This is a genomic window from Streptomyces bohaiensis (assembly GCF_012033785.1).
Taxonomy (GTDB): Bacteria; Actinomycetota; Actinomycetes; order Streptomycetales; family Streptomycetaceae; genus Streptomyces; species Streptomyces bohaiensis.
Genome location: NZ_JAAVJC010000057.1, coordinates 1 through 23,478 on the forward strand (window position 1 = coordinate 1; position 23,478 = coordinate 23,478).

Below are 23,478 nucleotides of genomic sequence, written 5' to 3' on the forward strand. Positions count from 1 at the left end.
CCCGGCCCGAGGTCGCCCGGGGACGGAGCGGCCGCCCCCTGGCTCACCAGCGGCGCGCGGCAACCGCAGGACCGGCGCGCCACCAGGGACCCCGGGACGACGCGGCGCGCGGGCGGTGCGGCGCCCCGCAGCCGGGCGGCGACCGTCCGGACCGCCAGCGCACCGAGTTCGGCGAACGGCAGCGAGACAGAGGTCAGCGGCGGGTCGGTGATCCGCGCCTCGACGGAGTCGTTGAAACCGACCACCGCGACGTCCCCCGGCACCCGGATGCCCCGCCGGTTCAGCAGGCGCAGCGCGTCCGCGCCCAGGGCGTCGCTGCACGCCACCACCGCGTCGAAGTCGCGGCCCGGTCGCAGCCCCCGCACGTCGAGGAGGATGCGCATCGCCGCCGCGCCCGCGCCCGGGCCGAAGCCGAGGGCGGCCGCCACCCGTGACCGGTCGTGCGGCAGGCCGTGCCGCTCCAGCGCGTCGGTGAACGCGCGGTACCGCTCGCAGGAGACCGGGTTGCTCAACGGGCCGCGGATGCAGGCCAGGCGCCGCAGGCCGTGCACAGTCGCCAGGTGGGTGACCAGCCGGCGCATCCCCGTGTAGCCGTCGAGCAGCAGCGTCTCGTGGTCGCCGAGCGGCCCGTTCAGGCTGACCACGGCGCGCAGGCGGCCGAGCCGCTCCGCCAGGGCCGCGCCCGCGGTGCCCGGCGGGGTCGGCAGCCCCAGCGTCGAGGTCCAGCAGATCGCGCCGTCGAGCAGCTCCGGTGACACCAGCTCGTGGACGCTACCCCGCGCCGAGCCGTCCGCGGCGGCGCGCGGCACCCGCCCCGGGCGGGACGCGGGTTGCTGCGCCGGGGAGTTGAGCGGTCCGCCGGGCAGGCAGAGCACGTTGACATCCGCGTCGTCGGCGCCGCGCAGCACCCCGGACCAGAGGGTCGCGCCCACCCCGAGGTGGATGTTGTCCGTGATCAGGCCGATGGTGGGCCGGGGAGCCCGGGCGGTGTGGGGGAGTCGCCGCGGCATGGGGGTGTCCTCGTCCGTCGGAGCGCGGCGGGCCCCCGTGGCCGCGGGCGGAAGATAGCGGCGCGCGGCGGCCCGGGCAAGGGCTCCCGCGCCGTGCGGGAGCCCGTGCCCGGGCCGGTGGGACGGGGACGCCGCACCGGCGTCCCCGTCATGGAGCGGCGGCGGTCAGATCCGGCCCGCGCCCGCGCCGTTCATCACGATGGACTTGACGCTGGACGGGTTGTCCAGCGAGTAGCTGTAGGGGATGGACCGCACCGACCCGCCGGTCTGCCCCGTGCTGGAGTTCACGAAGTGGTTGTTGCGGGCGACCAGGCTGCCGCCGGGCGAGGAGCCCTCACCGAGGTGGAACGGGTCCCGCACGTTCTCGAAGTAGTTGCCCTCGACGAGCACCCCGGCCTCGACCGTCGACGCGACGCCGTAACTGGTCACGCCGCCGTAGTAGTTGTTGTAGACGTGGACGGGGTTGCCGAACCGCACCCGGGGGTTGCGCTGCTTGGTGCCGTCGTACCAGTTGTGGTGGTAGCTGACCCGGAGCTTCCCGCGGTCCTGCGAGCCGTTGGAGTCGGAGTGGCCCAGCAGCATGGTCTTGTCGTGGTTGGTGACCCGGTTCCAGGAGACGGTGATGCTGTCGGAGCCGCGCTTGATGTCGACCAGCCCGTCGTAGGCGTTGGACAGCGTGTTGTGGTCCACCCAGATCCGGGTCGACTCCTCGATGTTGATGGCGTCGTCGTTGCTGCCGGTGAACGTCAGGTTCTGGATGATGACGTTGCTGGCCTGGCGGACGTTGAGGCCGCTGCCCGTGATCCGGCCGTTGTTGCCGACCCCGATGATCGTCTTGTTGGAGGAGACGCGCGTCATCGAGCCGAGGTTGATGGTGCCGTTGACGCGCACCTGGAGCGCGCCGCTGCGGTTGACGGCCTCCGTGAACTGCGAGGCGTTGGTCACGGTCACGGTCGAACCGCCGGCGCCGCCGGTGGTGCCGGCGCCGAAGCCGGTCGGGGTGCCGACCGACAGGGTGGTCACGGACTCCGGTGCGGGTGTCTCGGCGGTGGCGCCGTGGGCGGTGGTGAGGGCTCCGAGGGTGGCGATCGCCGTCGCCACGGCCATGGCACCGGCCAGCCTGAGCCGTGCGCTCGTCCTGCGCATGGGGGTCTCCGTCCGGGAGATGAGGGTGGGGTGGGGGTGGTGCGGGGGTGGAGAAGGGAGCACCGCGCGGCTCTGCGGTGGATCGATGCTAGGGCGGCGGCTGTGGACGATGCGGGGCTGCGTGTGGACTATCGCGCGCACCCCGCCCGGCCCGCTGCAAACGCCGGCCGGCGGGTGCGAGATGCACGAGGGGCCGCCCAGGTGTTCTACAGTCCTCAGTGCCGTGCAGCCGGTCGGTACCGCGGTGCCACCCTTGGGGAGTTGTGTCATGGAGAGGCTCACGCCGGACGACCCGTCGCAGGTCGGGGGGTACCCCCTGCTGGGCATCCTGGGTGAAGGGGGAATGGGGCGCGTCTACCTGGCGCAGAGCCCCGGCGGCAGAGCGCTCGCCCTGAAGACGATCCGCTCCGAACTCACCAGCGACCCCGGGTTCCGCAGCCGGTTCGAGCGTGAGATCCGCAACTCCGACCGGGTGCGCAGCTCCTGGACGGTGCCGGTCGTCGACTGGTCCCGTTCGCCCGAGGGCCGGCAGTGGCTCGCCGCCGAGTATGTCCCGGCCCCGTCCCTGCTCGACTGGACCGAGCAACATGGCCTCATACCGCATGAGTTGCTGCCGCTGCTCGCCAGGGAGCTGTCGCGCGCCCTCGCGGTGGTGGGCGAGACCGGGCTGGTGCACCGCGACCTCAAGCCGTCCAACGTGCTCCTCGGCCCCCAGCACCCGCTGCTGATCGACTTCGGCATAGCCCACGCCGGTGACGACGCCCGGTTCACCACCACCGGCGGCGTCATCGGCTCACCCGGCTACCTCTCTCCCGAACAGGCCAGCGGCGAGGAGGACATCACTCCCGCCAGCGACGTCTTCGCTCTCGCCGCGCTGCTGCACCACGCCGCCACCGGCCACGGGCCGTTCCTGCGCCCCGGTGAGACCCCGTCGGTCCCCACGCTGCTGTACCGCGTCGTCCACCACGACCCGGATCTCGGCGGACTGCCGTCCGACGTGAGGGAAGCGCTGACCGACGCGTTCGCCAAGGACCCCGCCGACCGCCCCTCCCCCGCGGAGCTGGCCGACCGGTTCGGCCGCATCCTCCGCGGCCCGGCCCGCTGGCAGGAAGGGCTCCCTGCCGATCTGCGCGCCGACCACGAGCGCCGTGAGGCGGCGGTGACCGCCGCCTCACGCGCAGCCGCGGCGCCCGGGCCGCCGTCCGGCGGGTTCGTCACCCAGGGCAGTTTCGGGCCGCCGATTGCGCCGCCGCCCCCGGCGCCGCGTCCGCAGGGCCCGCCGCCCGGGCCGCACGGCCCCCACACCCCGCCCACCTCGTACCCCGGGCAGGCGATCGGCCCGTACCGCGCGCCGGGCACACCGCCGCCCGGGGCGCTCGGCCGCGCGCCGGGCGGTGCGGGGCCGAGCAGCGGCTCCGGCAGTTCGGACGACGACCGGCCGTGGCTCGGCATCGCACGCCGCTCGTGCATCGCCGTGCTCGCCATCGGCGCCGGCATCGTCCTGCTGATCGTGATGGTGTACATCGCGGCGATGGACACCAGCGACCCCGGCGAGCACGACGACCGGTCGGGTACCTCCACCGGAGCCGAGAAGCGCGGGCCGGAGGACGAGACGTCGGCCACGACCGGCGGCGATCAGGCCGACACCGTCGCGGACGACGGCGCGGACGACGGCGAGGGCGACGAAGCGGGCGGCGACGGCGACGAGGGCAAGGACGACGAGGCCGATGACCCGGTCGTCGCCATGCCGCACCGGTGGACCGGCGAGTGGCGCGGGGTGGACTTCCAGATCGCCGTCTGGCTGGAGGACGGCCAACTGGGCGAGACCATCGGCCGTTTCGAGAGCGTCCACGACGACAGCCGCACCGGCCACGAGTACCGCTGCGTCGACACGCTGGAACTCAGTGACGTCTCCGAGCACGAGACCGAGCTGTACCTGAAGACGGTGCGGACCGAGCGCGTGGGACCGGCCGACGTGGCCGCCACCTGCGCGGTGCACCAGGAGTACGTCGCGGACGTCCACGGGGACCACCCCGACGATCTGCGGCTGCACGTCGTGCCCGAGGACGAGGAGTACGACCCGAGCGCCGACGAGGCCCGCGCCTTCGCGCTGGTGCGGCAGTAGCCCGGAGCCGCAGCGGACGACCGGGCGGGGCACCGCCGGGCCGCGGCGGCGACGGAGTCGGTGCGGGGAGTCTTGACGGCTCCGGCGACCGGTGGGTTCATGTGGGGCAGCACCGGGCGGCCCACCGCGACGACGGCGTGGCTCCCTGTCGCCGGCGTGCCGTCGGCCGGCGCACCGTACCGCCCCGCTGCCCCGCCGCGGGGCGGGGCGTGACTCGGCCCCGGCGAGGTGCGCCGCGCAGTGGGAGCGCTCCCATGAATCGCTGGCGGACCGACCCAGGTGAACCCCACCGCGCCCCGCCTCGGGGCACGCCCCCACCTGGAGCCGCACACATGAGACCACCATCCCGCAGCAGCGGCCCGGCACTGCCCCGCCGGGACGACCGGCGCCGGCTCACCGCCATCGCCGCCGTGCTCGCCCTGCTGACCGGTTCCCTCGTCGCCTTCCTCGGGCTCAGCCGGCCCGCGCACGCCGCGACGGGGTTGCGGGTGAGCGACGGGCGGATCGTGGAGGCCGACGGCAACGACTTCGTCCTGCGCGGCGTCAACCACCCCCACAGCTGGTACACCCATACCACCCCGCAGGCCCTCGCCGACATCAAGGCGCTCGGCTCCAACACGGTGCGGGTCGTGCTCTCCACCGGTGACCGCTGGGAGCGGAGCTCGGAGAGCGAGGTGGCGGGTGTCATCGCCGGCTGCCGCGCCAACCGCCTGATCTGCGTCCTGGAGGTGCACGACACCACCGGCTACGGCGAGCAGGCCGGCGCCGTCAGCCTCGACCGGGCCGCCGACTACTGGATCTCCGTCGCCGGTGCGCTCGCGGGCCAGGAGAACCACGTCATCGTCAACATCGGCAACGAGCCGCACGGCAACCAGGGTTACGAGCGGTGGACCGCCGACACCATCGGCGCGATCGGCAAGCTCCGCGCCGCCGGGCTGGACCACCTGCTGATGGTGGACGGGCCCAACTGGGGCCAGGACTGGAGCAACACGATGCGGCAGAACGCCGCCGCCGTGTACGACGCCGACCCGTCGGGCAACACGGTCTTCTCCATCCACATGTACGGCGTCTACGAGACACCGGCGGCCGTCAGCGGCTACCTGAACCACTTCGTCGACGCCGGACTGCCCCTGGTGGTGGGCGAGTTCGGGCACTACCACTCCGACGGCGACCCGGACGAGGACGCCATCCTCGCCGTCGCGGAGGACCTGGGCATCGGCTACCTCGGATGGTCCTGGAGCGGCAACAGCGCCGAGGTCGGCTACCTGGACCTGGTGAACGGCTTCGACGGCGGCTCGCTCACCTCGTGGGGCGAGCGGCTGTTCAACGGACCGAACGGCATCGCCGAGACCTCCCGCGAGGCGACCGTCTTCAGCGGCGACCCGGACCCGACCGACCCGACCGACCCGGCGGACCCCGACCCGACCGAGCCCGACCCGACGGACCCCGGCGGCCGCTGCGCCGTCACCTACACCGTCTCCCACACCTGGGGCGGCGGCTTCCAGGCCGCCGTCCGACTCACCAACACCGGGCCCACCGCGCTGGACGGCTGGCGCCTGAGCTGGACCTTCGCCGGCGACGAGCGGGTGCAGAACGCCTGGGGCGCCCGCGTCGAGCAGACCGGCCGCGGCCTCTCCCTGGCCCCGGAGCCCTGGACCGCCGCCGTCCCGCCCGGCGGGCACGTCGAGATCGGCTTCACCGCGACCGGCGCCGCCGCCGGCCCGCCCGGCTCCGTTGCTCTCGACGGCGCCGACTGCACCGTCGCCTGAGCCCGGGCCTCCGCCCTCGCGCTCGGGGGCGGGTGGAGCCGCCCCGCCCGCCCCCGACCGGCGCTCCCGCCCCTCCTCGCCCCGCGACGGGGTGCGGACCGCGAGGAGCGTTCCTATCCTGGGAACGCTCGGGGCCGGACGCTCACGAGGAGAAGAAGGATGACGGCGACGATCGAGGACCCGGCGGTGGCGGCGTTCGTCACGGCGGTCAACACCGGCGACCGGGAGGCGTTCTTCGAGGCGCTCACGCCGGACGCCACCATGGCCGACGACGGCACCGAGCGCGACCTGACGGCCTGGGTCGACCGCGAGATCTTCACGGTCAGCGGCCACCTGGAGGTCGAGTCCGCCGCGGACGGCGGCCGTGAGCTGACAGCGACCTACTCCAACACCACCTGGGGTGGCATGCGCACCCACTGGCGCTTCACCGTCGACGACGGCCGCGTCAGCCGCTTCGAGACCGGCCAGAGCCAGAGCGCCGCCGGCTGAGCGGAGCTGCCCCCGAGGTCGGCGAGGCCGTGGCGCCGCGGCTACTCCGCAGCGGCGATCCACACCCGGCCCGCGCCGGTCACGTGCTCCCGGGTCGGCCTGACCCGGGCGACCCGGCACATCAGCTCCAGGCTGTCCACCTCCTCGTCCTCGCCGTCGTCGTCCCACTCGTCGGCGACCTGGAAGGGCTGGTGGGCGAGGTTCCGCTCGGCGAGTCCCTCATGGCCCATCTCCCGCAGCGCGGGGGCGATCACGGCCGTCTCCGTGTCACCGAACCCGGGGGAGCCGAACGCGGCGTCGGTGTACTCCGCGACGGCCTCCCCGTTCCGGCTGACGACGAACCGCTCGTCGCCCATCACGCTGTAGGCGGTCACGGCGAGGGTGCCCTCCGACAACTCCGGGGAACGCCACGCCTCCCAGCCGCTGTGCTCGACAAGCAGCGTGTGCGGGCCGAGAGCGAACGCGATGGCTGCGGTGTCGTGCCCCGTGCGGTCCTCGTAGCTGCAACGCCGCTGCGTCTGCTCCTCGGTGGCGGTCGTGATCTCCGCAGGCTCCGCGCCCAGCACCGTCAGCACCTGGTCGGGGGCGGCGTCCCGGACGACGGTGACGCAGTACCAGTCGTCCAGCTCCAGCGCCTCCGCCCAGGCGCTGTCGTACGCGCCGGACTCCGCCACCGGCAGCGGTGGCTCGGGGAGCACCGGGGTTTCCTCCGCCGGGTCCTGCTCCCCGCCGACTCCCGCCGCCGGGTCCACGTCGCCGCGGCCCAAGGCCCACACGACGCGGTCGTCGGCGTCGACCAGCACCAGCTCCCAGCCGCAGCTCTCGCTGTCGTCGAGGAACCGCCAGGTCAGCCAGGTGTCGGGGCGGTCCAGCCGGCGCGACTCGGAGACGATGAGGCTGCAGGAGCCGGCGGGCATGCCACGATGGTCCACCTTCTCCTCGCGGAGCTCCCCGAGCAGGCTCACCGTCGCGGACCGCCGCCCGTCCGCCCACCGGATGATGCGGCCGCCACCCAGCTCGGCGAACGGCGCGCGGTCGCCCAGCACCACGGTCTCGACCGGGCCGTGCAGCAGGCTGTGCACCGGGACGTCGCCACCCCCGCACACCAGGACGTCCCCGTCGTCCGTGACCTGCAGCGAGTCGATCTGCTGCGGTGTCGGCAGCCCCTGGCGCCACCGCTCCTCGCCATCCTGGCGGACGACCAGGTCGCCGCAGAGCTCCAGCTCCAGGCGGCCGGGTGCACCGGCCTGCCAGACCGTGGTGCCCGCCGCGTCGGCCACGACCGCCCGGCCCCCGGCGTCGTAGCCCAGGGACCAGGTGCCGGACGGCGAACACACCGGGGCGTCGAGGTGGTCGTGGCAGTTCAGGCGGGCGGACATCTCGGATCTCCATCGTCGTTCTCCGGAAGGGCAGTTGGAGACTGCCACGCGGGGCCGACAGTGGTACTCGTCGCGGGTTCCGGTGGACGTGGCTCAGGGCTGACCGACGTCCTGACCGGCTGTCCTGCGACTGTTCTGTCGGGACCGGCTCACCGCAGGCCGACCACCCCAGGACCGGATTCACTCATAGACGGTGGCGGCTTGAAGGGCCCTGGCCAGGAAGGTCCAATCCCCCTCGTCCGGAAGCTCCTTCCCGAAGTTTCGGTACCAGCCCGGCGAGTCATCCATCCACGCCGCGAGGGCCGCGAGGAAGTGGTCGAGGCTCTGGTTCTCCCATTCCTGCCCCCGACGGAGGTAGTCCTGGTGCAGTTCTCGGACGAAGGCGACCAGCTCGTCGCGGCTGCGGACCTCGCTGTCGGGAGTGAGCGGCATGGAGTGAAGGTACCTCGCTCCGGCGAGCGCACCCACGCGTGACGATGCTCTAGGAGCATCAGCGGATCTGCACACGTGCGGCCCGCCCGTCGCCCACCCGCCTGCTCGTGTGGGGCCGGACCGGCAGGGGGCGCGGGAGCGGCGCCGCACCTTGGCTCACGCTCCCGCACTCGCACCGGCCCGTTGTCGGTGGCCTGGGGCATGCTGCGAAGCGGGTGACGGCCGGTCCGGCCGTCGGGGAGCGCGGCGGCGGTCGGCGCCGCAGGGGAGGGACAGATGGTGCGCGTGCCGGTGAGCGGCCAGGTCTACGTCCACTACAGCCAGATCTACGTCGAGAGCGAGCCGGAGGGTGGCCCGCCGCCCATGGACGAGGCGTTCGCGGGGCAGCGCTCGGGTCTGTGCGGTGCTGCGGTGCCCGGCGCGCTCTGGCTGATCACCGGGCTGCACACCGGGCGGCTCGGCTTCGTCGTGGAGATCCACGACGAGGAGCCGCCGCTGGACCCGACCTGGGAGGACGTGGTGGAGGTCTCCTTCCGCCCGCAGTCGGACCGTTCGCTGCTGGTGCAGTGGGCGGGCGAGGCGGTGTGGGAGCTGGGCCTCGACCGAACCGACCACCGGGTGCGCTACTGCGCCCGGGGAATGGACGAGGGCAACCGGCTCGACACCGCAGTGGACGAACCGGCGCCCGACAGCTACCTCCTGCAGTTCTGGTCGGCACCGCCGCGCTCGGACCGGGTGATCCGTCAGACCTCCCGGTACGCCGCCTCCCGGCACCGCTACGCGCGGGCGCTTCCGCCACCTCCCACGCCCGAGCAGCGTGCCGAGGCCGAACGCCTGGCACGCGAGGCCCAGGAGCGAGCCGAGGCGGCGCAAGAGCGCGAGTCCGAGCGGCGGCAGTGGGGCGGACAGCTGCCGAGCCCCGCGCTGCGCGCGGTGGGCGGCAACGTCCGCGGCCTCCTCCGCTACGACAGCGACCTGGTGCACCTGCTCGCCGCCAGTTCCCCCGACGTGCAGCGCGCGGTGGCGCGGCTGGCCGCCCGGCGGGCGTGCGAGGCGGCCGGACTGACCGAAGTGCCCTGGTTCGCCGACGCGTTGACCGCCCTGGAGGCGGAGCGCCCCCTGCCGCCGCCCTTCCACGACGCGGCGCTGCTCGAACAGGCCCTGGTCTCCGACCCCCGGCTCCCGCGCCGCTCGGTGCCGCCGGCGATACCGCCGCAGGGGGAGCCGGGGAGCGTGACCGTGTTCCGCGACGATTACACCAGCGTGATCGACGTCGGCGACAGCCCGCTCCGGCCGGAGACCCCCGTCCAGGCGTACGCGGCGAGCCCGGCGGTGCGCGCCGCAGCGGAGCGGGAGCCGCTGCGGGCCGCGGTCGAGGCCGTGTGGCACGCGGTGCACACCACCGGTGATCAGTACACCGACCTGCTGACGGAGATCCGCTCGGCCTGCGCCCGACCGGCGGAGGAGTAGGCCGACGCGCCTCGCCCCGGCCGGTGGTAGACGGTCGCCGCCGTCGCGCTGGTCCCTGCACTGGCGCGGTCCTGCGCTGTCGCGCACCACGCGTCCTACGGACCCGTCGTGACGGGTCCCGGCCAACAGGGTGCCGCCGCCCGCCCCACGGCGACGTGGGTGTGGCAGCGTGCCGCCCAGTGCCCGGCGCGTCCGGCGTCGGCCGTCACGGAGGAGCCGACCGCGTGCACCGCCCCACGAACCCCTTCGGCCCCGCCGTCCCTTCCGGCCCCGCCGGCTCCGCCGACCGGCCGGCGGTGCGGGCGCGTGCCCTCGGCCGCCGCGTCGGCCGCCTCCCCACCGGCCCGGGCAACACGCTCACCGACGTCACCGGCGTGCTGGTCGGCCACACCACGCTCCGCGACGACGGCGTCGGTCTGTACTCCGGCGTCACCGCCGTGGTTCCCGCCGCGCTGGACGACCGGCCGGCCCTCGCGGCGGGGCTCCACGTCGCCAACGGCTACGGCAAGTTCGTCGGCGCCACCCAGCTCGCCGAGCTGGGTGAGCTGGAGACACCGGTCCTGCTGACCTCCACCCTCTCCGCCTTCCGCGCCGCGGACGCCCTGGTGAGCTGGACCCTCGCCCGGGCCGTTCCACCGCCCGTCTCCCTCAACCCGGTGGTCGGTGAGATCAACGACGGCTGGCTCTCCGGCCGTTGGCCCCGGCCCGTCACGGAGGACCACGTGCTGCGGGCGCTCGACGGCGCCTCCGACGTGCCGGTGCCGCTGGGGAGCGTCGGCGGTGGCACGGGCGCGTGCGCCCTCGGCTTCAAGGGCGGCATCGGCAGCGCCTCCCGCGTGGTGGGCCCCGTCGCGGGGCGGGACGCCACCGTCGGGGTGCTGGTGCAGGCCAACATGGGGGGTGAACTGCGGCTGGGCGACCGCACCGTCACCCCCGAGGCGCTGGGGCTGACGCGGGCCGGCTCCCGGGTCGAGACCGGCTCGTGCGTGGTGATCGTCGCGCTCGACATCCCCTGCCCGGCACACCAGTTGACGCGCGTCGCCGCCCGGGGCGCCCTCGCGCTGGGCCGGGTCGGCGCCTCCTACAGCCACGGCAGCGGTGACTACGGGCTCGCCTTCTCCGCCGCCCCCTCCGACGCGCCGCGGCTGCTCCCGCCGGCCGAGCTCGACGCCGTCTTCGCCGCCGTCCGGGAGGCGGTCGAGGAGGCCGTCCTGGACGCCCTCCTCACCGCAGGCAGCGTCCGCACCCCCGACGGCCGCACCGCCCACGGACTCCCCACCCACGCGGTGACCGCCTCTCCCGCGCACGGGAGCTGACAGCGTTCCGCGCCCCCGGACTGTGCGCCCGAGTCGCCTCGGAGCACCGCGATCCCACCGGGTCGGCCGGCTGTTCACTTGGCTGCTGTTTAGCCGGCGTTTTTGCCGCGGCCGGGGCGGCCAGACTCCGGGTGCCGACACGGCCGTTCCTGGTCACGGCCTCGCCCGGGGACACCGCTCCCACCGCGAGGCCGTGACCTGATCGGCCGGGCAGTGCCTGCCGGTGGCCCTGCCGGGCCCCGTCGGAGACGAACAGGCCGTGACCCACGGTGCCCGACGCGGTACTTCGGAGGAGGAGCCCTCATGCAGTCCCTCGTGCTCGATACCGAACCGGTGGAGCCCGGACAACGCTCGGAACGGCCGTCAGACGTCATCAGCCCGGCGGTGTCGCTGCGGGAACGTGTCAGTGATCAGGACGCCGTCCGGGGCGGGCGGCAGCGATGGATCGCCCTGGAGGACATCCACGTCTTCCCGATCTCCCTGCCGACTCTCGCCGCGCGGCGGCCGCCGCCGCTCGGCCACCGCACCGACCCGGGCCTGTGCCTGGTGGTCGCTCCTGCGGCCGGTTCGGCACGGATCGAAGCCGTACAGGGCAGCGGGCGCCACCTGGTCGGCCCGGGGGAGCTGTACCTCGTCGACTCCTCACGGCCCTACGCACTGGCGTCGAGGGACCCGGAGCGCCGAGTCGTCGGTCTCTGCGCAGAGATTCCCCGCAGCCGGCTCGCTCCGGCCGGGGCCGCCCCGCCGGAGCGCCTGGTGGCTCGTGCTGTGGCCGCCACCAGCGGGTTCGGCTCCCTGCTCCGTCAGTTCCTCGAACACATCGACCGCCACCACGCCTCGTACCGGTCAGGCGATGCCGCCCGTCTGGCACGGACGGTCACCGAGCTCGTCGCGGGACTGATCGCCCAGGCGTCGGACACCACTGCCGAACCGGGGCCCGCAACAGCGGACCGCCTGCTCATGCGGGCCATCCACGCGTACATCGAGCAGAACCTGAGGGACCACGGACTCACGGCGGCCGACATCGCCCACCGACATCACATCTCGGTGCGGCATCTGCAGCGGCTGTTCCAGCGTCGACACACCACTCCCACCGCGCACATCCGCCGTAGGCGGCTGGAGGGGGCGCACCGGGAGCTCGTCGATCCGCTCTGCCGCGAGCTGCCCGTGCACGTGGTCGCGGACCGCTGGGGCTTCACCTCGCACGCGCACTTCACGCGCGTCTACGCGCAGCACTACGGCAGGACGCCGACCGAGACGCGCACCGGGCTCGTTGACCGCTCGCGACGGAAACCTTGACGCGGGGCGCCACACCTCGCGGATGCGCTGTTCCCGTTCAGGAAGAGCGGCTGGGATGAGAACCGGGCGCGGGACCGGGCCCGATGACCGGAGGAAGGCGACGGCCGGGCCGAGAGCCACTGGCACGAGCTTCCCGGACGAGGACGAGGATGAGGAGAACCATGCGAGTGAGAGCCGTCGCCAGTACCGGCGTCATGCTGACCACCCTGCTGGCAGTCGGAGCGGGCGGCCTGGCCACCGCCGGTACGGCGAGCGCCGCGCCGACCGTGAGCCACACGGCGAGCTCCGAGACGGTCGCACCCCTGGCCGTCGTGAACCTCGGTCTGACCACGGCGGAGGCCCAGCGGCTCCAGCGGTGGCTGCGGACGCACTACAGCTACTCCGGGGCTGTCGACGGGCAGCTCGGGCCCCAGAGCTGGCGCGCCATGCAGCGGTTCCTCAAGGAGCGCTGGTCCTACAACGACGCTGTTGACGGGATCGTCGGCCCCAACACGATCAGGGCACTTCAGCGCATGCTGAAGCACGGAGGCATGGGGTACGGCGGTCCCATCGACGGTATCGCCGGGCCCGAGACGCGCGCGGCGTTCAGGAACTTCGTCTACCACACCTAGTGACCACCTCGGCCGGTCACTGCCCGGCTGACCACGACCTTCCCGGCTCTCGCGCAGCCCGCCCCTCCCCGGGGCCGGGCCGCACCCGCCGGGGCGATGCGGCCGCCACGGGCCGGGCCGGTTCACCACGACGAGAAGCGGACAACATGCGTACGTACCGGATCACGAGAACACTCGCCTGCCTCACCATCGCCACGGCCATCACCGTCGGTGGGTCGGCCACTGCCGGGGCGGCGACGGCACAGCCCGCCGAGAGGACCGTCACGGCGTCCGACACCGTCGTGCCGTTCACGGTGAACAACCTCGGCCTCAGCGCGACCGAGGCGCGCAAGCTGCAGCGCTGGCTTCGGGGCTGGGGCTACACCGGCTCCCTCGACGGCCAGTTGGGCACGAACAGCTGGAAGGCCATGCAGCGTTGGTTGAAGTCGGAGTGGGGCTACACCGATGCCATCGACGGCATCGTCGGACCGAACACCATCAAGGCACTCCAACGGCGGCTGCGGGACGGGGGCAGCGGATACCGCGGGCCCATCGACGGCATCGCCGGGCCCGACACGCGTGCCGCGTTCAACCGTTTCGTCGAAGCGCTCCACGTCTGACGCCCCTCCCGCCCGCAGCAAGAGGAGAGAACATGCACGCGAAGCACCTCATGAGGACAGCAGTTGCCTTCACAGCGGTCGCCGGGGTCACCCTCGGCACCCTCGCGGTCTCGGGGACCGCGGCAGCAGCTCAACAGCAGACCGTCGTGGCCCAGACCGAGTCCGTCGCACCGCTCAGCGTGGTCAACCTGGGTCTCACCAGCGCCGAGGCGCGCAACGTGCAGCGCTGGCTGGCCCGGCAGTGGAACTACACCGGCGCCATCGACGGCCAGCTCGGCCCCAACAGCTGGAAGGCCATGCAGCGTTGGCTGAAAGCCCAGTGGGGGTACGGCGGCGCCGTCGACGGCATTGTGGGCGGTGGAACGATCAGTGCGCTCCAACTGATGCTCAAGTCGGGCTACGGCTACGGCGGGAGCATCGACGGTGTCGCCGGTGCCGGCACGCAGGCAGCGTTCAAGCGGTTCGCCAACGCGCGGTCGTGAGCACCGCGGGTGTGCGGCGACCGTCCGCCGCACACCCGCTCGGGCGCGGGCCGCAGGTCACCGCGCCGGACGTGGCGGCGGCCCCGTTCAGCGCGCGGCGACGTACTGGGTCAGAATCGCCTGCACCTCGTAGATGTCCACACCCTTGGTGAACGTCTTGGTGATCGGCACCGAGTCGCCCGAGAGCCAGATCTTCAACTCCCCGTCCATGTCGAAGGTGCCGGCGGTCTCCACGGCGAAGTGCGTGATGCTGCGGTAGGGGATCGAGTGGTACTCGACCTTCTTGCCGGTCAGCCCCTGCTTGTCGACCAGGATCAGCCGCCGGTCGGTGAAGAGGATGGTGTCGCGCACCAGCAGGTACGCCGCGTACACCCGCTCGCCCTGGCCGAACAGCCGGGCGTACTCCTCCTGCGCCGCCGCCGGGTCGACCGTGTGCGCGTTGCCGAAGATCCCCATCCCGCGTCCCCTCCCGTGAACCGCCGCCCGCACACCGCGGACGACCCCCGGACGATGCCCACCCCGCCCACCCGCCACACCCGCCCGTCACACCCGCCGGCGCGGCGGGCGGTCGGTGGCGCCGGCGGTCTCAGGAGCGGTCGGTGGCCGCCCCGCCGGCGGCCGCGCGCCATTCGCGGGCCAGCAGGGCGTAGCGGAGCTCCGTCGTCCACTCGCCCTTGAAGCGGACCGACTCCACGAACTCCGCCTCGCGGCGCATGCCCAGCCGGATCATGACGGGCGGGGAGGCGGTGTTGCGCGCGTCGCAGCGGGCGAAGACGCCGTGCAGGCCCGCTTCCTCGAAGGCGATGCGCAGCAGCGCGCGGGCCGCCTCGGTGGCGTAGCCGCGGCCGGTGTGGTCCGGGTGGAGGATCCAGCCGATCTCGCCCTGCCGGTGCTCGACGCTGCGCAGGATCAGCAGGACGTAGCCGATGACCGTCCCGTCGAGGTCGACGGCGAGGACGATCGCGTCGTCCTGCTCCCTGAGCGAGGTCTGTTCCGTGCGCCGGGCGACCTGGCGGGCGTTCTCCTCGGCGTCGCGGGGGCCGTAGGGGATGTAGCGGACGACGTCCTCGCGGGACTCGAAGGCGAGGGTGTCGTCCGCGTCGTCGGGGGTGAAGGGGCGCAGCACGAGCCGCTCGGTGCGGATCGGTCCGGTGACCTCGGTCATGGTTCCTCCGGCCGGGACGGGGGACGGCGTGGGTGGGCGGTAGCGGACGGGGCCCGCCGAAGCTCCGCCCATACCAGCGCAGCTCGCCCCGGCGGGCAACCCGATTCCGCCGCCGGTGCCCCCGCCGCCGGTGCCCCCGCCGCCGGTGCCCCCGGCGGTGGGGCGGGCCGCGACCGGCCCGCCCCCGCAACGTCCCCGCGTGCCCCCCTCACCGGCTCCGTCCCTCGCGTCAGCCGGTCGTCTCGCGGTCGCGGTCCTGGTCGAACTGCGCGGCCTGGATGCGGTACATCTCCGCGTAGCTGCCGCCCGCCGACAGCAGTTCGTCCGGGGTGCCGGACTCGACGAGCCGGCCCTCGTGGAGGACGTGGACCCGGTCGGCGTCGCGGACGGACGCCATCCGGTGCGTGATGAGGATGACGGTCCGCCCGCCGTCCGCCAGCGCGCGGATGCGGCGGAAGACCTCCTGCTCGGCCCTGGCGTCGAGCGCGGCGGTCGGTTCGTCGACGACGAGCACGGGCGCGTCCCGGTAGGCGGCCCGCGCGATGCCGAGCTTCTGCCACTGGCCGCCGGACAGTTGGTGGCCGCGCTGGTAGACGCGGGAGAGCAGCGTGCCCCAGCGCTGCGGGAGCGAGTCGACCAGCGCGGTGGCTCCGGCGGCCGCGGCCGCGCGGTCCAGCCGGGCCGGGTCGGCGGGGACCTCGGGTTGGCCGATGGCGACGTTCACCCCCGCCGTGAACGGCCAGCGGAAGAAGTCCTGCCCGACGAGCCGGAACCGGCGGAACACCTGCCGCCGGTCGTAGCGGGCGGTGTCGGCGCCGTTCCAGCGGACCGTGCCGTGCTGCGGGAGGTACAGCCCGCAGATCACCTTCACCAGGGTCGACTTGCCCGAGCCGTTCTCGCCGACGAGAGCGGTGACGCGTCCGGCGGGCACCGTCAGCGACACGTCGCGCAGCACCGGGCCGGTCACCGTACCGGGGTAGGCGAAGGTCAGCCCCTCGACGGTGATGTCGCCCGGCTCCGCCGGCGGTTGCTCGCCGCCCTCGGGGATGTCGTGCGCGCCGCTGCCCTCGACCAGCAGGTGGAGGTCCTGCACGAACAGCGCGTCCTCGTGCATGTCGTTGATCTGCCGGACCAGGCCGTCGAGCGCGGTGGTCCCCGCGCGGATGGCGACGACGGCCGCGCCCGCCGCGGCGAACGCCATGGCACCGGTCCACAGCAGCGCCCCCAGCGTCAGGTAGGTGAGCAGCGCGGTCGCTCCGCCGAGCGTGGCGGCGGCGAGCCCGATGCCGGCGGCGCGCCGGGCGAGGCGGGTCTGCTCGGACTCGTGCTCGCGGGACATGGCGTGGAAGTGGTGCAGCAGGAACGGCCCGACGCCGTGGACGCGGATCTCCGACGCCGCGTCCTCCCGGATCGCCATGCGGCTCAGCTCCGCCACGGCCCGGTTGTGCTGCAACCACTCGTGGAAGGAGCGGTAGCGGTGCCGGGCGATGGCGAGCGTCGCCCAGGTGCCGGGGACCGTCATGAGCAGCAGCAGCGGCAGCATCGCGGGGTGCAGGCTGGTGAGCACCCCGGCGGCGGCCACCAGCGAGATCAGGGTGGCGATGACGCGGGTGCCGTGGCCGATCATGTTGCGGGCGGAGGCGGCGCCGAACTGCGCCGACTCCAGCAGCTTGTGGTAGCCGTGGTCCTCGATCGACGCCATCTCGGCGGACAGCGCGCGCCGCAGGTACTGCTCCTGGGCGAGCCGCTCCACCTGCGGGCGCAGCCGTCCGTCGGCGTAGGTGGTGACCGCGCCGAACAGCGCGCCGCAGGCGGCGGCCGCGGCCATCACCACCATGGCCGGGAGGGCGTCGCGCACGCCGTCGGTGATGTCGGCGGGCGCGAGCAGCGCCGCGAGCACCGTCTGCACCCCGAGCAGCACCATCGCCTGGGCGACGCCGCGCAGCGTCTCGGCGACGGCGACCGTGCCGGTGGCCCGCCGGTCGGCCTGCCAGGCCAGCCGGACGCAGACGCCCAGCATGCGGGGCAGGCGGCGCATGGCGTCCCAGGCGGTGAGCCGCAGCATGGAGTCCCGATGGGCCGACCAGCCCATGTCGTACCGCAGCGCCCCGCCGTAGAGCAGCTGTTCGGACTCGGAGACGTGGGTGGCGCCCCCGCCCTTCTCGGCCGTCGCCGCCGTGCCCGGCGCGCTGCCGGCCGAGTCATCGGCTGTCGGGTCGTCGGCCGGCGCGGGGCCTCCCGGCGTCCCGGTCGCCGGGTCGGTTGTCGCGCCGCTCGCCGTCCCGCCCGTCGTCCCGGGCCGGTCGCCGGGGGCGGCGGCCTTCCGCGGCCTCGGCGTCCTGTGGTCCGTCGTTCCTCCGTTGTCGCGCGCCGCCCGTCCGCGTGCCCGCCGCATCCGCACCCTCCGCTCCCCGGGGTACCCGCGCCGAGCGGCGCGGTGCGCCCATCGTCGGGGGGCTCCCGGGAGCGGTCGCCAGATGGCGTGGGGTGATCCGTGCGCCACCCGGCGGCGCTGGGCGCACGGGTGGTCCGCCGCCGCCGGGGCGGTGCGCGGGAGCCGGGCGGGAGTCGGGCGGCGGGCGAGGTGGCGGGCGCGGCGGCGGGCGCGGTGGCGGGAGGGCGGCCGCCCGGGGTCAGACGCCGGAGCCCAGGTCGAACAGGTCGAGCCCGAGGATCGTCTCGGACCCGGCGCCGAACGCCGCGACCAGCGCGTACCCGACCGCGGCGTCGAGCGGGGCGACCCGCCCCGCCGTCCGGTACCAGCGGGTGGTGACCAGGCCGGCCGGCTCGTGCCACCGGTGCGGCTCTTCGCGGATGGTGGCGAGCGGGCGGCGCGGCAGCCGCAGCGGGCCGAGGAGCCGGCGGCTGCGGTGCAGCCTGCTGCGGGTGTCGTTGAAGGGGTGGAGGTGGATCACGCGGTCCGGCAGGTGGACCCGTGTGCGGCGCGCCCGCCGGGTCCAGCCGCTGCGTCCGGCCTTCAGCCGCACCCGGCGGCCGTCCACGGTCATCCGCAGCCGTCCGCTGTCGCGGCTGCCCGCGCGCACCTCGCGATCCGGGCGCGCGCCGGCCTCGCGCTCCAGCCGAACGGTCGGTATTCCGGGGCCGTGCACCTCGACCCATCCCTCGACGACCCGGCAGGCCAGCGTGATCCGCCCGAAGCGGTCGTCCGCGACGGTGAGGTCGATATCGGCGGGGAACCCGTCCTTGTGGCGTGGCATGGACCATGGATAGCAGCGCCGGTGCACGACGGACCGGCGGGCGTGTCCCGATCCTGTACCGGTAGCGTCTGCGTGCCGGGGCACCGGCGGCGAGCGAGCGCGGGCGCGGGCACGGGCGTGCGGCGCACGGCGACATGCACACGGCGAGCGGGGCAGGAACTCCGAGCCCGCCCCGGGACGTCTGGAGAGGTATGAACGGCAGCGGAACCCACGGCAGCACCGGCGCGGACGCGTTCGACGGCCCGGAGGACGAGGGCGCCTCGTCCGAGCGGCCGGGCGAGGAGGCGCGGCGCCGGGGGCGTCGTCGGCGCCTGACGGTGCTGGGCGCCGTCGCCGCGGCGTGGCTGGCCGCCGGCCTCGCGGTGGTCTGGCTCGACTGGCCGGTCACCGCCGAGGCGGACCGTCCCCACGCGGGCGGTGAGTGGGAGCCGATCCAGGCAGCCCCGTTGGCCGACCGCGTCGGGACGGGCACGGTCTGGGCGGGCGACCGGCTGGTGGTCTGGGGCGGACGCGCGCCCACCGGCGAGGCCGGGGCGGAGCCGTTCACCGACGGTGCCGTCTGGTCGCCGTCCGGGGAGTGGAGCGCGATGGCGGAACCCCCGGTCGACCTGGTGCTCGCGCCGGGCGGCTTCGCCCGCTGGACCGGCCAGGAGGTCCTGTTCGGCCCGGTGGTCGACCCGGGTGACGACCTCGACGCGTCCTCCGACGGCGGTCTGCTCGCCTACGACCCGGCCGGCGACAGCTGGCGCGAGGTCGATCTCGGCGGCGAACGGCTGACGGCCGGCGGCGCCGACGACCCGGCCTACGCCGCGGTGATGACCGGCGGTGAGCTGATCCTCGGCCATCCGGCCGCCGTCACCGTCGACGACGGCGCACCGGGCGTGGTGGCCGTCGACCCCCAGGACGGCGCGCTCCGCCACCTCGCGCCCGGCCCCTACGCCCCCGCGGGCGAGCAGCGGGACGCCGACGCCGACACCGACGCTGACGCGGATGCCGACGCCGACGCGGGCGACCAGGACACTTCGGACGCCGACGCCGACGCCGGCACCGACGAGGGGACCGACGCCGGGCCCGTCGGCGAGGTGCGGCTGGTCCCCGCGCCGGACCGCGTGGTGGCCGTCGTCGCCGACGGAACCGAGACCTGGGTGCTGGCACTCGGCAGCGGCGAGTGGCGGCAGACCGAGCCCCCGCCGGTCACCGGCGACGACCGGTACGTCACGGTGGTGGCGGCCGGCGGCCGGCTGCTGTTCCTCGACGAGACCGCGCCGCACGCCTACGACATCGCCGCCGACCAGTGGCGCGAGCTGGAGCCGCCGCCCGGCGAGGCCGAGCGGCACGGCCTCGGCCACCACTTCCGCTGGACCGGGGAGGCCGCGCTCGCGCCCGGACGCGCCTACCACCCGGCCGACGACACCTGGACCGAGCTGCCGGGCCCGCCGCTGGCGGAGGGCGAGAAGCTGACCGACCCCTACGTCAGCTGGAGCGGCGCGGCGCTCGTCGTCTTCGGCGGTCCCCGGACCGTCTGCCAGCCGGAGGCGGAGCGGTGCGAGGCCCCGGCCGCCACCCCCGAGACCCTTGCGGGCTGGGTCTACGTGGGCTGAGTCCGCCGGCCCGGCCGGGACTGCGGTACCTGCCGGACGGGACGGTACGGCCGTGCCCGACGACCCCGCCCGCCCGGTCGTTCCCGGCAGCTCCTCAGCTGCCGGAGGCCGCCCGCGGCTGCGGGGGAGTGCCGCGACCCAGGGCCCGGGTGAGGGCGATCTCGATCACGACCCGGTCCGGATTGGGCCGCGGGGTCCGTCCGTAGCGCTCCGCGTACCGGCGGACCGCGTCCGCCACCGCCGCCGGGTCCTCGTCGATCCTGGCCACGCCCTCCAGCGTCGCCCACCGCCCGCGGTCCACCTGGCAGACGGCGACCGGGACGCCCCGCTCGCCCCCGGCGCGAATGTGTCGCACCTTGGTGCGGAAGCTGCTGGTGATGACCCGGGCGAGTCCGGCGTCCGGGTCGTAGGTGACGCCCACGGGTGTCACGTGCGGCGGGCCGTCCGGCCGGGGAATGCTCAGCGTGCACAGATGGTGCTCACGCCAGAAGGCCAGGTAGTCGGAGTCGGGGTGCCGCGGGTCGAGGGCCATGGCCCGAGGATAGGCCCGGTCCCGCGGGCGAGCGCCGCCGGCCGGGACCGCCGCGCGGGACCGGCGCGGCGACTCCGGCGCCGTGTCGTCCACCGCCGTGTCGCCCGGGCGCGGCACGGCGGGGAACTCTTGGCGAAGATGCCTTGAGTGCCCTAGACTCAACTTTGCATAGTCGAGATCTGCAAGGAGGAGCGTCCGCACGTGAACGCCGAGCTGACCAACCGGAGCCGGGACGCGATCAGCGCCGCCAATGAGCGGGCGCTCACGGACGGCCACCCGGACATCACCCCCGTCCATCTGCTGCTCGCCCTGCTCTCGGGCGAGGAGAACGAGAACATCCAGGACCTGCTCGCCGCCGTCGACGCCGACCAGGCGGTGCTGCGCGGCGGCGCCGAGCGGCTGCTCGGTGCGCTGCCCAGCGTCCAGGGCTCCTCCGTCGCCCGCCCGCAGCCCAACCGCGAACTGCTCGCCGTCATCGCCGACGCCTCCCAGCGGGCGCGCGAACTCGGCGACAGCCACGTCTCCACCGAACACCTGCTGATCGGACTCGCCGCGAAGGGCGGCCAGACCGCCGACCTGCTGCGGGAGAACGGGGCCACCGCCAAGGCGCTCGCCGAGGCGTTCCAGCAGAACCGGGGCAGCCGCCGCGTCACCTCCGAGGACCCCGAGGGCAGCTACAAGGCGCTGGAGAAGTTCGGCACCGACCTCACCGCCGCCGCGCGCGAGGGCCGGCTGGACCCGGTCATCGGCCGCGACCACGAGATCCGCCGCGTGGTGCAGGTGCTCTCGCGCCGCACCAAGAACAACCCCGTGCTGATCGGCGAGCCCGGCGTCGGCAAGACCGCCGTCGTCGAGGGGCTGGCGCAGCGGGTGGTCAAGGGCGACGTCCCCGAGTCGCTGCGCAACAAGCGCCTCGTCTCCCTCGACCTCGGCGCCATGGTCGCCGGCGCCAAGTACCGCGGCGAGTTCGAGGAGCGGTTGAAGACCGTGCTGGCCGAGATCAAGGAGAGCGACGGCCAGATCATCACCTTCATCGACGAGTTGCACACCGTCGTCGGTGCCGGAGCCGGCGGCGACTCGGCGATGGACGCCGGCAACATGCTCAAGCCGATGCTGGCCCGCGGCGAGCTGCGGATGGTCGGCGCCACCACGCTCGACGAGTACCGCGAACGGATCGAGAAGGACCCCGCGCTGGAGCGCCGGTTCCAGCAGGTGCTGGTCGCCGAGCCCACCGTCGAGGACTCCGTGGCGATCCTCCGCGGGCTCAAGGGCCGCTACGAGGCGCACCACAAGGTGCAGATCGCCGACAGCGCGCTGGTCGCCGCCGCCGCGCTCTCCGACCGCTACATCACCTCCCGCTTCCTGCCGGACAAGGCCATCGACCTCGTCGACGAGGCCGCCTCCCGGCTGCGGATGGAGATCGACTCCTCGCCGGTGGAGATCGACGAGCTCCAGCGCTCCGTCGACCGCCTCCGGATGGAGGAACTGGCGCTGGCCAACGAGTCGGACACCGCCTCCCGCGAACGGCTGGAGCGACTGCGCGCCGACCTCGCCGACCGCGAGGAGGAGCTGCGCGAGCTGACCGCCCGCTGGGAGAAGGAGAAGAAGTCCCTCAACCAGGTCGGTGCACTCAAGGAGCGCATCGACGAGTTGCGCGGCCAGGCCGAACGCGCTGAGCGCGACGGCGACTTCGGCACCGCCTCCAAGCTGCTCTACGGGGAGATCCCGGAGGTGGAGCGGCAGTTGGAGGAGGCGGCACAGGCCGAGCAGGAGGCCGCCCGCGACACCATGGTCAAGGAGGAGGTCGGCCCGGACGACATCGCCGACGTCGTCTCCGCCTGGACCGGCATCCCCGCCGGGCGCCTCATGGAGGGCGAGACGGCGAAGCTGCTCCGGATGGAGGCGGAGCTGGGCCGCCGGCTCATCGGGCAGGCCGAGGCGGTGCGCGCCGTCTCCGACGCGGTCCGCCGCTCCCGTGCGGGCGTCGCCGACCCGGACCGCCCCACCGGCTCCTTCCTCTTCCTCGGCCCCACCGGCGTCGGCAAGACCGAACTCGCCAAGGCGCTCGCCGACTTCCTCTTCGACGACGAGCGGGCCATGGTCCGCATCGACATGAGCGAGTACAGCGAGAAGCACTCCGTGGCGCGGCTGGTCGGTGCCCCGCCCGGCTACGTCGGGTACGAGGAGGGCGGCCAGCTGACCGAGGCCGTCCGGCGCCGCCCGTACACGGTGGTGCTGCTGGACGAGGTGGAGAAGGCCCACCACGAGGTCTTCGACATCCTGCTCCAGGTCCTCGACGACGGCCGGCTCACCGACGGGCAGGGCCGGACCGTCGACTTCCGCAACACCATCCTGATCCTGACCTCGAACCTGGGCAGCCAGCACCTGCTCGACCCGGCCGCCGACCCCGGCGCCCGGCGGGAGCAGGTCATGGCGGCGGTGCGGTCCGCGTTCCGTCCCGAGTTCCTGAACCGCCTCGACGACGTGGTGATCTTCGAGCCGCTGCGCGGCGACGAGTTGGCGCGCATCGCCCAGCTCCAGATCGACGCGTTGCAGCGGCGGCTGCGGGACCGCCGCCTCACGCTGGACATCACGCCCGAGGCGCTCCAGTGGCTCGCGGTCGAGGGCAACGACCCCGCCTACGGCGCCCGCCCGCTGCGGCGGCTGGTGCAGACGGCGATCGGAGACCGGCTGGCCCGCGAGATCCTCGCCGGCGAGATCCGCGACGGCGACACGGTCGCGGTGGACGTCGACCCCGCGGACGGCCTGCGCGTGGAACGCGCCGGCTGACCGGCAGCCGACGGGCCCGGCCGCACCGACCGGTGCCGCCGGGCC

20 protein-coding genes are annotated in these 23,478 nt (G+C 74.3%); 11 read left to right on the forward strand and 9 right to left on the reverse strand.

Features of this window, described 5'->3' with window-relative positions; translation table 11 throughout:
• Both HCN52_RS09475 and HCN52_RS09480 read right to left on the reverse strand, forming a co-directional pair.
• Positions 1–1,010: LacI family DNA-binding transcriptional regulator (locus HCN52_RS09475; RefSeq protein WP_168087950.1), on the reverse strand; the 1,010-nt coding region annotated here is incomplete at its 3' end.
• Positions 1,011–1,175: 165 nt separating this feature from the next.
• Entirely contained in the window at positions 1,176–2,156 is a 981-nt protein-coding gene (locus tag HCN52_RS09480) for a pectate lyase family protein (protein WP_168087951.1), read from the reverse strand.
• 268 nt (positions 2,157–2,424) lie between these two features.
• Between HCN52_RS09480 and HCN52_RS09485 the strand changes: the two genes are divergently transcribed.
• From HCN52_RS09485 to HCN52_RS09495, 3 genes are all read left to right on the forward strand, one after another.
• The gene (locus tag HCN52_RS09485; RefSeq protein WP_168087952.1) at positions 2,425–4,281 is read left to right on the forward strand and encodes a serine/threonine-protein kinase; all 1,857 of its coding nucleotides are present in this window, start codon (positions 2,425–2,427) and stop codon (positions 4,279–4,281) included.
• A gap of 332 nt (positions 4,282–4,613) precedes the next feature.
• Complete coding sequence (locus HCN52_RS09490; RefSeq protein WP_209314352.1) at positions 4,614–6,050, forward strand: cellulase family glycosylhydrolase; 1,437 nt, start codon at positions 4,614–4,616, stop codon at positions 6,048–6,050.
• Positions 6,051–6,209: 159 nt separating this feature from the next.
• Positions 6,210–6,539, forward strand: coding sequence for a nuclear transport factor 2 family protein (locus HCN52_RS09495; protein ID WP_168087954.1), 330 nt, complete (start codon positions 6,210–6,212; stop codon positions 6,537–6,539).
• A gap of 41 nt (positions 6,540–6,580) precedes the next feature.
• On the opposite strand, the gene HCN52_RS09500 is transcribed toward HCN52_RS09495, so the two are convergent.
• Both HCN52_RS09500 and HCN52_RS09505 read right to left on the reverse strand, forming a co-directional pair.
• Complete coding sequence (locus tag HCN52_RS09500) at positions 6,581–7,918, reverse strand: DUF6461 domain-containing protein (protein ID WP_168087955.1); 1,338 nt, start codon at positions 7,916–7,918, stop codon at positions 6,581–6,583.
• A gap of 180 nt (positions 7,919–8,098) precedes the next feature.
• Positions 8,099–8,350 (reverse strand): DUF7660 family protein, encoded by a 252-nt coding sequence (locus tag HCN52_RS09505; protein ID WP_168087956.1) that lies wholly within the window; start codon positions 8,348–8,350, stop codon positions 8,099–8,101.
• Between the two features lie 276 nt (positions 8,351–8,626).
• On the opposite strand from HCN52_RS09505, the gene HCN52_RS09510 reads away from it, so the two are divergent.
• The 6 genes from HCN52_RS09510 to HCN52_RS09535 all read left to right on the forward strand — a co-directional run bounded on the left by HCN52_RS09510 (position 8,627) and on the right by HCN52_RS09535 (position 14,127).
• Positions 8,627–9,820, forward strand: a complete 1,194-nt coding sequence (locus HCN52_RS09510; RefSeq protein WP_209314353.1) for a hypothetical protein — start codon at positions 8,627–8,629, stop codon at positions 9,818–9,820.
• A 224-nt stretch (positions 9,821–10,044) separates the two neighbouring features.
• Entirely contained in the window at positions 10,045–11,136 is a 1,092-nt protein-coding gene (locus HCN52_RS09515) for a P1 family peptidase (protein WP_312876623.1), read from the forward strand.
• A gap of 303 nt (positions 11,137–11,439) precedes the next feature.
• The gene (locus HCN52_RS09520; protein ID WP_168087957.1) at positions 11,440–12,435 is read left to right on the forward strand and encodes a helix-turn-helix domain-containing protein; all 996 of its coding nucleotides are present in this window, start codon (positions 11,440–11,442) and stop codon (positions 12,433–12,435) included.
• A 161-nt stretch (positions 12,436–12,596) separates the two neighbouring features.
• Entirely contained in the window at positions 12,597–13,046 is a 450-nt protein-coding gene (locus tag HCN52_RS09525) for a peptidoglycan-binding domain-containing protein (protein ID WP_168087958.1), read from the forward strand.
• Positions 13,047–13,192: 146 nt separating this feature from the next.
• Positions 13,193–13,645, forward strand: coding sequence for a peptidoglycan-binding domain-containing protein (locus HCN52_RS09530; RefSeq protein ID WP_168087959.1), 453 nt, complete (start codon positions 13,193–13,195; stop codon positions 13,643–13,645).
• 32 nt (positions 13,646–13,677) lie between these two features.
• A complete protein-coding gene (locus tag HCN52_RS09535; RefSeq protein ID WP_168087960.1) occupies positions 13,678–14,127 on the forward strand; it encodes a peptidoglycan-binding domain-containing protein in 450 nt (149 codons plus the stop codon).
• An 87-nt stretch (positions 14,128–14,214) separates the two neighbouring features.
• Here the strand turns inward: HCN52_RS09535 and HCN52_RS09540 are convergent, their stop codons facing one another.
• The 4 genes from HCN52_RS09540 to HCN52_RS09555 form a co-directional block, all read right to left on the reverse strand.
• Complete coding sequence (locus tag HCN52_RS09540; protein WP_168087961.1) at positions 14,215–14,583, reverse strand: PH domain-containing protein; 369 nt, start codon at positions 14,581–14,583, stop codon at positions 14,215–14,217.
• Between the two features lie 130 nt (positions 14,584–14,713).
• Complete coding sequence (locus tag HCN52_RS09545) at positions 14,714–15,292, reverse strand: GNAT family N-acetyltransferase (protein WP_168087962.1); 579 nt, start codon at positions 15,290–15,292, stop codon at positions 14,714–14,716.
• Positions 15,293–15,521: 229 nt separating this feature from the next.
• A complete protein-coding gene (locus tag HCN52_RS09550) occupies positions 15,522–17,687 on the reverse strand; it encodes an ABC transporter ATP-binding protein (protein WP_245175007.1) in 2,166 nt (721 codons plus the stop codon).
• Between the two features lie 238 nt (positions 17,688–17,925).
• A complete protein-coding gene (locus tag HCN52_RS09555; protein ID WP_168087963.1) occupies positions 17,926–18,510 on the reverse strand; it encodes a hypothetical protein in 585 nt (194 codons plus the stop codon).
• A 191-nt stretch (positions 18,511–18,701) separates the two neighbouring features.
• On the opposite strand from HCN52_RS09555, the gene HCN52_RS09560 reads away from it, so the two are divergent.
• Positions 18,702–20,111, forward strand: coding sequence for a hypothetical protein (locus HCN52_RS09560; protein ID WP_168087949.1), 1,410 nt, complete (start codon positions 18,702–18,704; stop codon positions 20,109–20,111).
• Positions 20,112–20,205: 94 nt separating this feature from the next.
• Here the strand turns inward: HCN52_RS09560 and HCN52_RS09565 are convergent, their stop codons facing one another.
• Complete coding sequence (locus tag HCN52_RS09565) at positions 20,206–20,643, reverse strand: pyridoxamine 5'-phosphate oxidase family protein (RefSeq protein ID WP_168087964.1); 438 nt, start codon at positions 20,641–20,643, stop codon at positions 20,206–20,208.
• A gap of 201 nt (positions 20,644–20,844) precedes the next feature.
• Between HCN52_RS09565 and clpB the strand changes: the two genes are divergently transcribed.
• On the forward strand, positions 20,845–23,433 hold the full coding sequence (gene clpB, locus HCN52_RS09570; protein WP_168087965.1) for an ATP-dependent chaperone ClpB: 2,589 nt from the start codon (positions 20,845–20,847) through the stop codon (positions 23,431–23,433).
• Positions 23,434–23,478 lie beyond the last annotated feature (45 nt).

Bases quoted from the DNA above. Each gene is read 5' to 3' on its own strand.
- HCN52_RS09550 (WP_245175007.1), bottom strand. From the start codon at position 17,687: ATGCGGCGGGCACGCGGACGGGCGGCGCGCGACAACGGAGGAACGACG.
- HCN52_RS09560 (WP_168087949.1), top strand. From the start codon at position 18,702: ATGAACGGCAGCGGAACCCACGGCAGCACCGGCGCGGACGCGTTCGAC.
- HCN52_RS09485 (WP_168087952.1), top strand. From the start codon at position 2,425: ATGGAGAGGCTCACGCCGGACGACCCGTCGCAGGTCGGGGGGTACCCC.
- HCN52_RS09505 (WP_168087956.1), bottom strand. From the start codon at position 8,350: ATGCCGCTCACTCCCGACAGCGAGGTCCGCAGCCGCGACGAGCTGGTC.
- HCN52_RS09535 (WP_168087960.1), top strand. From the start codon at position 13,678: ATGCACGCGAAGCACCTCATGAGGACAGCAGTTGCCTTCACAGCGGTC.
- HCN52_RS09525 (WP_168087958.1), top strand. From the start codon at position 12,597: ATGCGAGTGAGAGCCGTCGCCAGTACCGGCGTCATGCTGACCACCCTG.
- HCN52_RS09520 (WP_168087957.1), top strand. From the start codon at position 11,440: ATGCAGTCCCTCGTGCTCGATACCGAACCGGTGGAGCCCGGACAACGC.
- HCN52_RS09490 (WP_209314352.1), top strand. From the start codon at position 4,614: ATGAGACCACCATCCCGCAGCAGCGGCCCGGCACTGCCCCGCCGGGAC.
- HCN52_RS09500 (WP_168087955.1), bottom strand. From the start codon at position 7,918: ATGTCCGCCCGCCTGAACTGCCACGACCACCTCGACGCCCCGGTGTGT.
- HCN52_RS09565 (WP_168087964.1), bottom strand. From the start codon at position 20,643: ATGGCCCTCGACCCGCGGCACCCCGACTCCGACTACCTGGCCTTCTGG.
- HCN52_RS09530 (WP_168087959.1), top strand. From the start codon at position 13,193: ATGCGTACGTACCGGATCACGAGAACACTCGCCTGCCTCACCATCGCC.
- HCN52_RS09495 (WP_168087954.1), top strand. From the start codon at position 6,210: ATGACGGCGACGATCGAGGACCCGGCGGTGGCGGCGTTCGTCACGGCG.
- HCN52_RS09555 (WP_168087963.1), bottom strand. From the start codon at position 18,510: ATGCCACGCCACAAGGACGGGTTCCCCGCCGATATCGACCTCACCGTC.
- HCN52_RS09480 (WP_168087951.1), bottom strand. From the start codon at position 2,156: ATGCGCAGGACGAGCGCACGGCTCAGGCTGGCCGGTGCCATGGCCGTG.
- HCN52_RS09540 (WP_168087961.1), bottom strand. From the start codon at position 14,583: ATGGGGATCTTCGGCAACGCGCACACGGTCGACCCGGCGGCGGCGCAG.
- HCN52_RS09510 (WP_209314353.1), top strand. From the start codon at position 8,627: ATGGTGCGCGTGCCGGTGAGCGGCCAGGTCTACGTCCACTACAGCCAG.
- HCN52_RS09545 (WP_168087962.1), bottom strand. From the start codon at position 15,292: ATGACCGAGGTCACCGGACCGATCCGCACCGAGCGGCTCGTGCTGCGC.